Source organism: Kosakonia sp. CCTCC M2018092, assembly GCF_003864115.1.
Classification (GTDB): domain Bacteria; phylum Pseudomonadota; class Gammaproteobacteria; order Enterobacterales; family Enterobacteriaceae; genus Kosakonia; species Kosakonia cowanii.
This window is the reverse complement of the sequence record NZ_CP034225.1, coordinates 3,329,619-3,343,645: the sequence shown is the minus strand read 5'-3', so window position 1 is coordinate 3,343,645 and position 14,027 is coordinate 3,329,619. Positions and strand designations below refer to the sequence as shown.

12 protein-coding genes are annotated in these 14,027 nt (G+C 56.8%); 2 read left to right on the top strand and 10 right to left on the bottom strand.

Annotation, left to right across the window (positions count from 1 at the left end):
* Positions 1-6 precede the first annotated feature (6 nt).
* Complete coding sequence (leuS, locus tag EH164_RS15965) at positions 7-2,589, bottom strand: leucine--tRNA ligase (RefSeq protein ID WP_164483619.1); 2,583 nt, start codon at positions 2,587-2,589, stop codon at positions 7-9.
* A gap of 233 nt (positions 2,590-2,822) precedes the next feature.
* Between leuS and EH164_RS15960 the strand changes: the two genes are divergently transcribed.
* On the top strand, positions 2,823-3,305 hold the full coding sequence (locus EH164_RS15960; protein ID WP_124969151.1) for a zinc ribbon-containing protein: 483 nt from the start codon (positions 2,823-2,825) through the stop codon (positions 3,303-3,305).
* A gap of 42 nt (positions 3,306-3,347) precedes the next feature.
* Here the strand turns inward: EH164_RS15960 and EH164_RS15955 are convergent, their stop codons facing one another.
* The 9 genes from EH164_RS15955 to miaB form a co-directional block, all read right to left on the bottom strand.
* Positions 3,348-4,073 (bottom strand): amino acid ABC transporter ATP-binding protein, encoded by a 726-nt coding sequence (locus EH164_RS15955; RefSeq protein ID WP_023479949.1) that lies wholly within the window; start codon positions 4,071-4,073, stop codon positions 3,348-3,350.
* Positions 4,073-4,747 carry a glutamate/aspartate ABC transporter permease GltK gene (gene gltK / locus EH164_RS15950; protein WP_023479932.1) on the bottom strand — a complete coding sequence of 225 codons (675 nt, stop codon included), beginning with the start codon at positions 4,745-4,747 and terminating at the stop codon, positions 4,073-4,075. Before gltK ends, EH164_RS15955 begins: the two co-directional genes overlap by 1 nt.
* 2 nt (positions 4,748-4,749) lie before the next feature.
* Entirely contained in the window at positions 4,750-5,490 is a 741-nt protein-coding gene (gene gltJ, locus EH164_RS15945) for a glutamate/aspartate ABC transporter permease GltJ (RefSeq protein ID WP_023480005.1), read from the bottom strand.
* A 158-nt stretch (positions 5,491-5,648) separates the two neighbouring features.
* Positions 5,649-6,569 (bottom strand): amino acid ABC transporter substrate-binding protein, encoded by a 921-nt coding sequence (locus EH164_RS15940; protein ID WP_124969149.1) that lies wholly within the window; start codon positions 6,567-6,569, stop codon positions 5,649-5,651.
* Positions 6,570-7,077: 508 nt separating this feature from the next.
* Positions 7,078-8,616: an apolipoprotein N-acyltransferase gene (gene lnt / locus EH164_RS15930; protein WP_124969145.1), complete on the bottom strand. Its 1,539-nt coding sequence runs from the start codon at positions 8,614-8,616 to the stop codon at positions 7,078-7,080.
* Positions 8,617-8,621: 5 nt separating this feature from the next.
* A complete protein-coding gene (gene corC / locus EH164_RS15925; RefSeq protein WP_124971495.1) occupies positions 8,622-9,500 on the bottom strand; it encodes a CNNM family magnesium/cobalt transport protein CorC in 879 nt (292 codons plus the stop codon).
* Positions 9,501-9,603: 103 nt separating this feature from the next.
* A complete protein-coding gene (gene ybeY, locus EH164_RS15920; RefSeq protein WP_023479990.1) occupies positions 9,604-10,071 on the bottom strand; it encodes an rRNA maturation RNase YbeY in 468 nt (155 codons plus the stop codon).
* Positions 10,068-11,114 (bottom strand): PhoH family protein, encoded by a 1,047-nt coding sequence (locus EH164_RS15915; protein WP_206430679.1) that lies wholly within the window; start codon positions 11,112-11,114, stop codon positions 10,068-10,070. Before EH164_RS15915 ends, ybeY begins: the two co-directional genes overlap by 4 nt.
* Positions 11,115-11,255: 141 nt before the next feature.
* On the bottom strand, positions 11,256-12,680 hold the full coding sequence (gene miaB, locus EH164_RS15910; protein WP_023480007.1) for a tRNA (N6-isopentenyl adenosine(37)-C2)-methylthiotransferase MiaB: 1,425 nt from the start codon (positions 12,678-12,680) through the stop codon (positions 11,256-11,258).
* 173 nt (positions 12,681-12,853) lie between these two features.
* Here miaB and ubiF point away from each other — a divergent pair, with 173 nt between their 5' ends.
* Entirely contained in the window at positions 12,854-14,026 is a 1,173-nt protein-coding gene (gene ubiF, locus EH164_RS15905; RefSeq protein WP_124969141.1) for a 3-demethoxyubiquinol 3-hydroxylase, read from the top strand.
* Position 14,027 lies beyond the last annotated feature (1 nt).

Sequence of the window (14,027 nt, the reverse complement as noted above, 5' to 3'; positions counted from 1 at the left end):
CCGCGCTTAACCAACGACCAGATTGAGCAGTTTGCCCGGTACATAAATCACTTTACGTACGGTAACGCCCTCAAGATATTTCGCCACCAGGTGCTCCTGGCCTGCGCGTTCACGAACCTGCTCTTCTGTCGCATCGACAGCGACGGTAATTTTACCGCGCACTTTGCCGTTAACCTGCACGACGACCAGCGTAGTGTTCTCAACCATCGCTTTCTCGTCGGCAACCGGCCACGGCGCGTTATCGATATCGCCTTCGCCGCCCAGCTCCTGCCACAGCGTGAAGCTGGCGTGCGGGGTGAATGGGTTGAGCATACGCACCACGGCCAGCAGCGCTTCCTGCATCAGAGCGCGATCCTGCTCGCTCTCCTGCGGCGCTTTCGCCAGCTTGTTCATCAGCTCCATGATCGCCGCGATGGCGGTGTTGAAGGTCTGACGACGGCCGATATCATCCGAAACTTTGGCGATGGTTTTATGCACATCGCGGCGCAGCGCCTGCTGATCGTCATTCAGCGCAGCCAGATCCAGCGGCGCAACGGCACCCTGGGCGGTGTGTTCGTAGACCAGTTTCCAGACGCGTTTCAGGAAGCGGTTTGCCCCCTCAACGCCGGACTCCTGCCACTCCAGCGTCATATCTGCCGGGGAGGCGAACATCATAAACAGACGCACGGTATCCGCGCCGTAACGCTCTACCATCTCCTGCGGGTCGATGCCGTTGTTTTTCGACTTCGACATCTTGCTCATACCGGTGTAGACCAGCTCATGACCCGCGGCATCGGTCGCTTTCACGATACGGCCTTTCTCGTCACGCTCGACGATAGCTTCTTTCGGTGACACCCAGTTACGCTCGCCGCTTTCGCCGAGGTAGTAGAAGGCATCTGCCAGCACCATGCCTTGGCACAGCAGCTGTTTAGCCGGTTCGTCAGAGTTAACCATGCCCGCATCACGCATCAGCTTGTGGAAGAAGCGGAAGTAGAGCAGGTGCATGATGGCGTGTTCGATACCGCCGATATAGATATCAACCGGCAGCCAGTAGTTCGCCGCGTTCGGATCCAGCATCCCTTCGTTGTACTGCGGGCAGGTGTAGCGCGCATAGTACCAGGAGGACTCCATAAAGGTGTCGAAGGTATCCGTTTCGCGCAGCGCAGGCTGGCCGTTAACGGTGGTTTTCGCCCATTCTGGGTCGGCTTTGATTGGGCTGGTAATGCCGTCCATCACCACATCTTCCGGCAGGATCACCGGCAGTTGGTCTTCCGGCGTCGGCATCACGGTGCCATCTTCCAGGGTCACCATCGGGATTGGCGCGCCCCAGTAACGCTGGCGGGAAACGCCCCAGTCGCGCAGACGGAAGTTCACTTTACGCTCGCCAACGCCTTTCTCTGCCAGCTTGTCAGCAATGGCGTTAAAAGCGGCGTTGAAGTCGAGACCGTCGAACTCGCCGGAGTTAAACAGCACGCCTTTCTCGGTCAGCGCCTGGGCGCTGAGATCCGGCTCGCTGCCGTCGGCATTCAGGATGACCGGTTTGATATTCAGCTGATATTTGCTGGCAAACTCGTAATCGCGCTGGTCGTGACCCGGAACGGCCATTACCGCGCCAGTGCCGTACTCCATCAGCACAAAGTTCGCCGTCCAGACCGGAATCGCTTCGCCGGTCAGCGGATGAATCGCTTTCAGCCCGGTATCGACGCCTTTTTTCTCCATCGTCGCCATTTCGGCTTCCGCGACTTTGGTGTTGCGGCATTCGTCGATGAAGCTCGCCAGCTCCGGGTTGCTCTGGGCAGCCTGCTGCGCCAGCGGGTGACCGGCGGCAACGGCCAGATAGGTCACGCCCATAAAGGTATCCGGGCGGGTGGTGTAAACGGTCAGCTTCTCGTCGCTGTTCTGCACATCAAAGGTGATCTCCACCCCTTCAGAACGGCCGATCCAGTTACGCTGCATCGTTTTCACGGTATCCGGCCAGTGATCCAGTTTATCCAGATCGTTCAGCAGCTCGTCGGCATAGGCGGTGATTTTGATAAACCACTGCGGGATCTCTTTACGCTCAACTTTGGTATCGCAGCGCCAGCAGCAGCCGTCGATAACCTGTTCGTTGGCGAGTACCGTCTGGTCATTCGGGCACCAGTTCACCGCAGAGGTTTTTTTGTAGACCAGCCCTTTTTTATAGAGCTCGGTGAAGAATTTCTGTTCCCAGCGGTAATATTCCGGGGTGCAGGTCGCCACTTCACGGCTCCAGTCATAACCGAAGCCCAGCATTTTCAGCTGGTTTTTCATGTAGGCGATATTGTCGTAGGTCCACGGCGCAGGGGCGGTTTTGTTTTTCACCGCGGCGCCTTCAGCCGGCAGGCCAAACGCATCCCAGCCAATCGGCTGCAGCACGTTTTTACCCAGCATGCGCTGGTAGCGGGCGATCACATCGCCAATGGTGTAGTTACGGACGTGGCCCATGTGTAGTCGGCCAGAAGGATAGGGAAGCATCGACAGGCAATAGTATTTCTCTTTGCTCTCGTCTTCGGTGACCTCGAATGTGCGCTTTTCTTCCCAGTGACGCTGTACGGTGGATTCTATCTCTTCCGGGCGGTATTGCTCTTGCATGGCAGCCAGTAGTCCTGTTTTTGCTACAGCTACAAATGTAGCGTTAATAGGTGGTTTTTAGTCGGCATAGCATAGCCCAAACGCCAGCCTCAAAACAGCCTTTCCGAAAAGCGCCGTCGAAATAGCCCTTCTCTGCGCCACATCACTTTTTCATCACGCAACAGGCGGCTCGGCATAGGCAGGGGAAATTAACGTCTATCATTAAAATGAATCACTTAACCGGAGGCGAAACGATGAGCAAGGTTGCGCAATTTTACCGTGAACTGGTCGCTTCACTGACCGAGCGCCTGCGTAATGGCGATCGCGATATTGACGCATTGGTTGAACAGGCTCGCCTGAGGGTCACACAGACCGGTGAGTTAACGCGAACCGAGACGGATGAGTTAATGCGCGCCATTCGTCGCGATTTGGAAGAGTTTGCCCGTAGCTATAACGAAAGCCAGAGTGAAGTCACCGACGGCGTCTTTATGCGGGTAATCAAAGAGAGCATCTGGCAGGAACTGGCAGATATTACCGATAAAACCCAGTTGGAGTGGCGCGAGGTGTTTCAGGATCTCAACCACCACGGCGTCTATCACAGTGGGGAAGTGGTCGGGCTGGGGAACCTGGTCTGCGAGAAGTGCCATTTCCATCTCGCGGTCTATACGCCGGATGTGCTGCCATTATGCCCGAAATGCGGCCACGATCAGTTCCAGCGCCGTCCGTTCGCACCTTAACAGCAAGCGCCTGCCCACATCGCGCGGGCAGGCGTAAGGGGATTAATGCAGGATCTTGGCGAGGAAGTCTTTTGCGCGATCCGATTTCGGATCGTTAAAGAAGGCGTCCTTCTCTGAGTCTTCGACGATTTTCCCTTCATCCATAAAGATCACGCGGTTCGCCACTTTACGGGCGAAGCCCATTTCATGGGTTACCACCATCATCGTCATCCCTTCGTTAGCCAGTTCGACCATCACGTCGAGCACTTCGTTGATCATCTCCGGATCGAGTGCCGATGTCGGTTCATCAAACAGCATTGCCACCGGATCCATGCAGAGCGCACGGGCAATCGCCACGCGCTGCTGCTGACCACCTGAAAGCTGCGCCGGGAACTTATTGGCGTGCGCCGTCAGACCAACGCGCTCCAGCAGCTTCAGCCCTTTGTCACGCGCCGCCGCTTTATCGCGTTTCAGTACTTTCACCTGCGCCAGCGTCAGGTTTTCGATAATCGACAGGTGCGGGAAGAGTTCAAAGTGCTGGAACACCATCCCGACGTGGGAGCGCAGCTCCGCGAGGTTGGTCTTCTTGTCATTCACTTTGGTGCCGTTGACCAGGATCTCGCCTTTCTGCACCGGCTCAAGGCCGTTGACGGTTTTGATCAGCGTCGATTTACCGGAACCCGACGGGCCGCAAACTACCACCACCTCGCCCTTTTTCACTTCGGTGGAGCAGTCGGTCAACACCTGAAAGTGGCCATACCATTTCGAAACATTTTTCAGGGAAATCATTAGACGGTCCTTTTCTTCAGCCAGCTGACCAACAGCGAAGCACTCAAACTGATAACAAAATAGACAGCGCCAGCAAACAGGATCATCTCGACCTGCGTACCGTCACGCTCGCCAATCGTGGAGGCCGTGCGGAAGAAATCCGCCAGGCTCAGGACATACACTAACGAGGTGTCCTGGAATAAGACGATGCCCTGGGTAAGCAGCAGCGGCACCATGGCGCGAAACGCCTGCGGCAGAATAATCAGCTTCATCGACTGCCAGTGCGTCATGCCGAGCGCCAGCGCCGCGCTTGACTGCCCGCGGGAGATACTCTGGATCCCGGCGCGGATAATCTCCGAGTAATACGCCGCCTCAAACATTGAGAAGGCGACCATCGCGGAGATAAGCCGGATATCGGTTTTCGGCGACAGGCCCAGCACGTTTTGCAGGAAACCTGGCACGATCAGATAGAACCACAGCAGCACCATCACCAGCGGAATCGAGCGGAAGACATTAACGTAGCTTTTGGCGAACCAGCGCAGCGGCGCGAAGGTCGACAGACGCATCACCGCCAGCAGCGTGCCCCAAACGATACCGAACACAATAGCGATGGCGGTGATTTTCAGTGTCACCAGCAATCCCGCCCACAGATAAGGCAGGGAAGGGACGATAGAACTCCAGTCAAACTCATACATCGTTATTTGCCTCCCATATTGCCCGGCAGGCGGATTTTGCGTTCAACCAGGTTCATCACCAGCATAATCACGGCGTTAATTACCACGTAAGCGAGGGTAATGGCGGTAAAAGATTCCCATGCGTGGGCGGAGTAATCGAGCAGCTTGCCCGCCTGCGCCGCCATATCGACCAGTCCAATGGTCGAGGCGATGGCCGAGTTTTTCACCAGGTTCATCATTTCCGAGGTCATTGGCGGGACGATCACGCGGTACGCATTCGGCAGCAGCACGTAGCGGTAGGTTTGCGGCAGCGTCAGGCCCATCGCCAGCCCGGCATTTTTCTGCCCGCGCGGCAGCGACTGGATCGCGGCGCGCACCTGCTCGCAGACGCGAGCGGCAGTAAACAGACCAAGGCAGACCATCGACGAGAGGAAGAACTGGATATTGGGATCCAGCTCCGCCTTAAACCACATGCCGATATCTTCCGGTAGCAGCTCCGGCACCACGAGATACCAGGTAAAGAACTGCACAATTAGCGGCACGTTACGGAACAGTTCCACATATAAGGTGCCGATCCCGGAGAGGAAGCGGTTGGGAACGGTGCGCAGGATGCCAAACAGAGAGCCGACCAGGAATGCGATGATCCAGGCCGTCACCGACAACGCGATGGTGACCTGAAAACCGCTCCATAACCAGCCAAGATAGGTGGTGTTGCCGAACGGGGCCTGTTGCAGGAATATTCCCCAGTTCCAGTCTATGGACATAAATCTACTCCAGAAAAAAAAGGGTAGCAGCGCTACCCTCGAAGATTGTGTGAAGTGCGAATGTTCACGCTGAGTGGGGAACGGCCACTCAACGCATAGTCTGTCCGTGCAGCTTCGACAATCGAGAGGGCAGGTAAACCCGCCCCTAATGGTTTTAATTAGTTCAGAGCTTTGTCATTCGGTTCTTTGAACAGCGCTTTCATGTCGTCAGAAAGATCGAAGTTCAGGTTCATGTTTTTCGGTGGAATCGGGTTTTTAAACCACTTGGTGAACGATTTTTCCGCCGCGCCGGAGGTCTGGTACTGCGCGATGGTCTCATCCATCAGCTTTTTAAATTCCGGGTCGTTTTTGCGCAGCATACAGCCGTAAGCTTCTTTCGACTGCGGGGTGCCGACAATCTCCCAGTTATCCGGTTTCTTCGCCTTCGCGCGCTCACCGGCCAGCAGGGCATCATCCATCATAAAGGCTACCGCGCGGCCGCTCTCCAGCGTACGGAAGGAGTCGCCGTGATCTTTCGCACTGATGATGCGCATATCCATCTTCTTCTCGTCGTTCAGCTTGTTAAGCAGGATCTCGGAGGTGGTGCCGGAGGTCACAACCACGGCTTTGCCTTTCAGGTCGGCGAAATCTTTGATCGGGCCGCCTTTTTTGGTCAGCAGTCGGGTGCCGACCACGAAAATGGTGTCAGAGAAGGCCGCCTGTTTCTGGCGCTCGACGTTGTTGGTGGTGGAACCACACTCAAAGTCGAAGGTGCCGTTTTGCAGCAGCGGAATGCGGTTCTGCGAGGTGACAGGGATCAGCTTAACGGCCAGATCCGGCTTGTTGAGCTTCTTCTTCACCGCTTCAACGATAGCGTTGGAGTAGTCTTGTGAATAACCGACAACTTTCTGTGTGTTGTCGTAATAGGAGAACGGTACGGAAGATTCACGGTGACCGACGACGATAACGCCGTTTTTGGCAATTTTATCCAGCGTCGATTGCTGAGCCGCTGCGTCGGCAGGCTTCGCCTCTTCGGCGTGTGCCAGACCGGCGGACAGTCCCATCACCAGCATGGCGGCGGCCAGTTTACGTAATTGCATATCCAGACTCCTTTATCGTCAGTGCGTAAAGCACAGTGATACCCGTTGTGTTGTTGTTATGTGCTGCTACATATTCGTGCAGTGTCGTGTGTGTTTGTTACATTTAGTCTGGCTTAATGTAAAGAATTTGCTGCGGTATTGTTTATTTTTGCGAGGCGCGCCGCACCGTTTAGAGGCAAAAATCTCACATTGCACCAGAATAGTGCTGCGACCGATCCCCGCCGGTGCGACCCGTTTACGCACGGGCAGATTTGGTCGTCACGGGGTAGATATAAGCAAGCAGCATGCCAGTTTGGTGGATGCAGAAGAAATTGCCGGATGGCGGCTTACGCCTTATCCGGCCTACGGGGAAGTGCGAAGTTTTGTAGGCCGGATAAGCACAGCGCCATCCGGCAAAGGTATGAGGTCGCTGCCGGATGGCGGCTTGCGCCTTATTCGGCCTACGGGGAAGTACGAAGTTTTGTAGGCCGGATAAGCGCAGCGCCATCCGGCAATCAGCGGCGAAAAATTAACGGCGGCGCTGACGCAGGCTCATCACCAGCGCGGCAAAGCCCAGCAGAACCGTGATAATCCACACCGGCCAGTTACCCATTCGCGCATACGGCGTCAATCCGCTGGTGGGCGTTACTTTCGCCGTCAGCACCTCGCGGGTGAACTGCGGCAGCATCGCCTGGATCTCCCCCTGCGGTCCAATCACGGCGGTAATGCCATTATTGGTGCTGCGCAGCAGCGGGCGCGCCAGCTCCAGCGAACGCATACGCGCCATCTGGAAGTGCTGCCATGGCCCAATCGATTTCCCAAACCAGGCATCGTTGGAGATGGTCAGCAGGAAGTCGGTGTCCGGGCGGAAATTATCCCGCACCTGCTCGCCGAGGATAATCTCGTAGCAGATCGCCGCTGTCAGCTTTAACCCATGAGCCGAAAGCGGTGCCTGCACATAAGGCCCGCGGCTAAAGGAGGACATTGGCAAATCGAAGAAGGGCGCGAGTGGTCGCAGAATCGACTCCAGCGGCACAAACTCGCCAAACGGCACGAGGTGGTTTTTGTTGTAGCGATCCGTTGAGCGATAGCTATACGGACTACCGGTTCCCAGCGTAATCGCCGTGTTGTAGGTGTCGTAGCGATTCTGCTGATTGAGGCGCGCATCGACAATACCGGTAATCAGCGTGGCATTGTTCGCCCGCAAGGTTTTATCCATCTGGTTGAGAAAACCCTGCTGGTTAATCTCCAGATCCGGAATCGCCGACTCCGGCCAGATAATCAGCTGCGATTTGCCCAGCACCTGCTCTGTCGCTCCGGCGTAAATCTTCAGCGTATTGAGCAACTCACCCGCGTCCCACTTCATTGACTGCGGAATATTGCCCTGCACCATCGTCACCTGGGTGGTGCGATCCGGCAGCAGCTGATACCACTGAATAAAACGCAGCGGGAAGGGGAGGGCGAAGAGCACAACCGCCGCCACCAGCGGACGCCAGTGACGGGTTGCCAGCGCCAGCACCAGCAGGCCGCTCACTACCATCAGCAGGATGTTAATCGACTCGACGCCGAGCACCGGTGCCAGGCCTTTTAGCGGGCCATCAATCTGACTGTAGCCAAACTGCAGCCACGGGAAGCCGGTCAGCACCCAGCCGCGCAGAAACTCGGTGATCTGCCACACGACCGGCGCGGCAACCGCTACGCGCAGCCAGCTGGTTTTTGGCCACAGGCGCGCGAGCAGGCCGGCAAACAGGCCGGTATAGAGCGACAGATAAGCCGCCAACAGCACGACGATAAAGACGTTGATGGGGCCAGGCATGCCGCCAAACTGCGCGATGCTGACATAGACCCAGTGCACGCCGCTACCAAACAGGCCAAGCCCCCAGGCATAGCCAATCCAGGCAGCCTGTAACGGACGGCGGTTAAGGGTTAAGCCCTGCAGACCCATCAGGGAGAGAAGCGCGGCGGGCCAGAGGTCATAAGGTGAAAAAGCCAGCGTTCCGCTGGCTCCGAACAGTAACGCCAGCAGCATACGGACGCGCTGGCGCTCAAACAAGGCGGCAAATACCATTTACATTACTCATCCAGTTTCGGTTGCGGAGAATCATCCGGCATTCTGACATGGACCTGAATAATACGTCGACTGTCTGCCATAGCGACTTTGAATTGGTAACCATCAATGTCGATAGATTCGCCGCGCGCGGGAAGGTGACCAAACGCCTGCATCACCAGACCGCCAATGGTATCGACCTCTTCATCGCTGAAGTGGGTACCGAAGGTGTCGTTAAAGTCTTCAATCGGCGCCAGCGCGCGCACCGTCCAGGTGTGACGGCTTAGCTGACGGAAATCGATATCCTCTTCTTCGTCATACTCATCTTCGATTTCGCCGACGATCAGCTCAAGAATATCTTCGATAGTGACCAGACCGGAGACACCACCAAACTCATCAATAACGATAGCCATGTGGTAGCGCTGGGAACGGAACTCTTTGAGCATGCGGTCAACGCGCTTGCTCTCCGGTACCACCACTGCCGGGCGTAACACTTTTTCCATGCTGAATGCTTCGGCATCGCTGCGCATAAACGGCAGCAGATCCTTAGCCATCAGAATCCCTTCGATGTGATCTTTGTCTTCGCTAATGACCGGGAAACGCGAGTGGGCGGACTCGATAATGACATCGAGACACTCGTCCAGCGTCTGGTTGCGTTTCAGGGTGATCATTTGTGAACGGGGGATCATGATGTCGCGTACGCGCTGGTCCGCAATATCCATCACCCCTTCGAGCATGTCGCGCGTATCTTCATCGATAAGCTCGTTCTGCCCGGAGTCTCGGATCAGAGCCAGTAATTCATCACGGTTTTTCGGTTCGCCGTGAAAGAGCTGGCTGAGTAAAAGGGAGAAGAATCCCTTTTTGCTGGTGGTGTTGTCGCTACTGTGTGAGTTATCGTCGCTCATGGCGTCGTGTGGGTTCTCATGTTGGTTGAATTGTCGCTCGTCACGCGTAAACTCAGCGCCGGACGGCATTTTGTGCCAATGCGCCAGCGAACTGGCGCACAGACTACTCCTTCTCGGAAATGTACGGATCCTCATAGCCCAGAGCAAGCATTATCTCTGTCTCGATCCCTTCCATCTCTTCCGCTTCCTCATCCTCGATATGGTCATACCCCAGCAGGTGTAAGCTGCCGTGGATCACCATATGCGCCCAGTGGGCTTCGAGGGGTTTAACCTGTTCGAGCGCTTCCTGCTCAACCACCTGGCGGCAGATGATCAGATCGCCCAGCAGCGGCATTTCGATGCCGGGCGGCGCTTCGAACGGGAAAGAGAGCACGTTGGTCGGCTTATCTTTCCCGCGATAGGTCAGGTTCAGCTCGTGGCTCTCTGCGCTGTCGACCAGACGAATAGTCACTTCCGCTTCCGGTTGGAACTGCGGGATCACCGCATCCAGCCACGCCTGAAACTGCGCTTCATCCGGCAGGCCGGTGTTATCTTCGCAGGCCAGCTGTAAATCGAGGATCACCTGACTCATTTCTGCTCCTGATCCTGGGCTTCGCGCTTACGCTCGGCGGCCAGTTCTGCTTTCCGTTTCTGCTCCGCTTCTTCCCAGGCTTCATAAGCGATAACAATGCGTGCCACCACCGGGTGGCGCACCACGTCTTCGCTGTGGAAGAAGTTAAAGCTGATCTCATCGACATTTCCCAGCACTTCGATAGCATGGCGCAGACCCGATTTGGTGCTGCGCGGCAGGTCAATCTGCGTGACGTCGCCGGTGATCACCGCTTTTGAGTTGAAGCCGATACGCGTCAGGAACATCTTCATCTGTTCGATGGTGGTGTTCTGGCTCTCATCGAGAATGATAAAGGCATCATTCAGGGTGCGACCGCGCATATAGGCGAGGGGGGCAACCTCAATGACGTTGCGCTCCATCAGCTTCTCAACGCGCTCGAAGCCAAGCATCTCAAACAGCGCGTCATAGAGCGGGCGCAGGTAAGGGTCGACCTTCTGGCTGAGATCGCCGGGCAGGAAGCCGAGCTTTTCACCCGCTTCCACCGCCGGGCGGGTCAGCAGAATGCGACGTACTTCCTGGCGCTCAAGCGCATCCACGGCGGCTGCGACCGCGAGGTAGGTTTTACCCGTACCCGCCGGGCCAACGCCGAAGGTGATGTCATGATCGAGCACGTTAGCGATGTACTGCGCCTGGTTCGGCGTGCGTGGCTTGATAACGCCGCGCTTGGTCTTGATGTTGACCGCTTTACCGTACTCCGGCACGCTCTCGGCGCTCTGCTCCAGCACGCGCGCTTCTTTGATCGCGAGATGGATCTGGTTCGGCTCGATGTCCTGGGTCTGACCGCGCATCGGCGCAGTGTCGACATACAGCGTGTGCAGAATATCGGCAGCCGCATTGACGCAAATTTCGCGTCCGGTGAGTTTGAAGTGATTATCGCGGCGGTTGATTTCGATGCCCAGTCGCCGCTCCAGTTGTTTGATGTTGTCGTCAAACGGGCCGCACAGACTTAGCAGACGTGCGTTGTCCGCTGGCTCAAGGGTGATTTCACGCGTATCTATGTTCAAACTGTTCCTCTTTGATATGTGTCGCCGTCGCGACCCTCTGGCAAGTATTTACGTCAACGCCAGAAGTCGCAAGCATCAGACAGCATGTTGGGGTGATTGCGGGGAAAAGCAAGGCCTGCCAGAAATGGCAGGCCTGAGGTTTTACGGCTGATACGTGCCTACGCCAAGCTCATTCTCTTTACGGGTACGGGCGATGACCGAGGCCGGGGATTCTGCAACGCGCAGTCCCATCTCCTCTTCGGTGCGCACCAGTACGCCGCGCAGGGAGTTGGTATAAACATCCACAATCTCGACGTCGACAAACTTGCCGATCATCTCCGGCGTGCCTTCGAAGTTCACCACGCGGTTGTTCTCGGTACGACCGGACAACTCCATGATGCTCTTACGCGAGGTACCTTCCACCAGAATACGCTGCGTGGTGCCCAGCATGCGGCGGCTCCAGGCCATCGCCTGCTGGTTAATGCGGTCTTGCAGGATATAGAGACGCTGTTTTTTCTCTTCATCCGGCACGTCGTCAACCATATCGGCAGCCGGGGTGCCCGGACGCGCAGAGAAGATAAAGCTATAGCTCATGTCGAAATTGACATCGGCAATCAGCTTCATGGTCTTCTCAAAATCATCAGTGGTTTCGCCCGGGAAGCCGACGATAAAGTCAGAGCTGATCTGAATATCGGGACGCGCCTCGCGCAGCTTACGAATGATCGCTTTATACTCCAGCGCGGTGTGGGTGCGCCCCATCAGGTTCAGCACGCGGTCGGAACCGCTCTGCACCGGCAGGTGCAGGAAGCTCACCAGCTCCGGCGTATCGCGATAGACATCAACGATATCGTCGGTGAACTCAATCGGGTGGCTGGTGGTAAAGCGGATACGGTCGATGCCGTCAATCGCGGCGACCAGGCGCAGCAGATCGGCAAAGGTGCCGGTTGTGCCATCATAGTTTTCACCGCGCCAGGCGTTGACGTTCTGGCCAAGCAGGTTCACTTCACGCACGCCCTGCGCCGCCAGTTGGGCGATCTCAAACAGGATGTCGTCGGAAGGACGGCTCACCTCTTCGCCGCGGGTGTAAGGCACCACGCAGTAGGTGCAATATTTGTTGCACCCTTCCATGATCGAGACAAAGGCGGTCGGGCCTTCGGCGCGCGGTTCCGGCAGACGATCGAATTTTTCAATCTCCGGGAAGCTGATATCGACGACCGGGCTGCGATTGCCGCGCACGGAGTTGATCATCTCCGGCAGACGGTGCAGGGTTTGCGGCCCGAAAATGATGTCGACATAGTGGGCGCGCTGGCGAATGTGATCGCCCTCCTGCGAGGCCACGCAGCCGCCGACGCCAATAATCAGCTCCGGGTTTTTCTCTTTCAGCAGCTTCCAGCGACCCAGCTGATGGAAAACTTTCTCCTGGGCTTTTTCGCGGATTGAGCAGGTATTGAGCAGCAGCACATCCGCTTCTTCCGCAACCTCGGTCAGTTGATAGCCGTGGGTGGCATCCAGCAGATCGGCCATCTTTGATGAATCATATTCGTTCATCTGACAGCCCCAGGTTTTAATATGGAGTTTTTTTGTCATCGACTTGCTCTTGCGTAAGTTCGTATACCCGGAGTATGACGGGTATAAGCCAGGATTGCAGGCCGCGTATTGTAATGCTTTGGTTGCGCCCTGACCAGTATGACGGTTGGCGGGGCGGCAAGAGCGCAAAAATCCGGTAGACTTAGGCCATTCATCTAAAAGGACACTTCGCCATGACAAATCACTCCACAGAGGCCGCTATTGTTGGCGGCGGTATGGTCGGCGGGGCGCTGGCATTAGGGCTGGCGCAACAGGGTTTTGCCGTTACGGTGATCGATAAACAGATCCCAGCCCCCTTTGATGCCAGCGCGCCACCGGATGTGCGCATCTCGGCGATCAGCGCCGCCTCGGTCGAGCTGCTGCGCGGATTGGGCGTCTGGGAGAGCATCGAAGCGATGCGTTGCCACCCCTACCGACAGCTGGAGACGTGGGAGTGGGAAAACGCGCATGTGCTGTTTGACGCCCGCGAGCTGAAGCTGCCGCTGCTCGGGTATATGGTGGAAAACAGCGTTCTGCAGTACGCCCTATGGCAAGCGTTGCAGGCGCATCCGCAGGTGACGCTGAGCACCGGGACGCTGAGCGGGCGTGAAGCCAGTGATGAGAGGCAAACCATTCGTTTTGAAAATGGCGATACGTTAACGGCGCAGCTGCTGATTGGTGCGGATGGTGCCAACTCCTGGGTGCGTCAGTCGGCCGGGATCGGGATTCACGCCTGGCAATATGATCAATCCTGCATGCTGATAAGCGTCGAGTGTGAGCAGGAGGCGGGCGAGTCGACCTGGCAGCACTTTACGCCGAACGGGCCGCACGCCTTTTTACCGCTTTATGATCGCTGGGCGTCGCTGGTTTGGTACGACAAGCCTGCGCGCATCCGCCAGTTGCAAACCCTGTCAATGACGCAGCTGGAGCAGGAGATCGCCCGCAACTTTCCGCCGCGGCTGGGGCGCGTTAAAGCGGTCTCTGCGGCGTCGTTCCCGCTGGTGCGTCGCCATGCGCTGCAATATGTGCAGTCGGGGCTGGCGCTGGTGGGCGATGCGGCGCACACCATTCATCCGCTGGCAGGGCAGGGTGTCAATCTTGGTTATCGTGATGTTGATGCGCTGCTGGATGTGCTGTCGCGCGCCCGCAGCCACGGCGAAGCCTGGTCCAGCCGTGAGGTGCTGCAACGCTACCAGACGCGGCGCAGGGCGGATAACTTCATTATGCAGAGCGGGATGGATCTCTTTTATGCCGGGTTCAGTAACGATCTTGGCCCGCTGCGCGTGTTACGCAATATTGGCCTGATGGCGGCAGAGCGCGCCGGAGGGTTGAAACGCCAGGCGCTGAAATACGCCTTAGGCCTGTAAG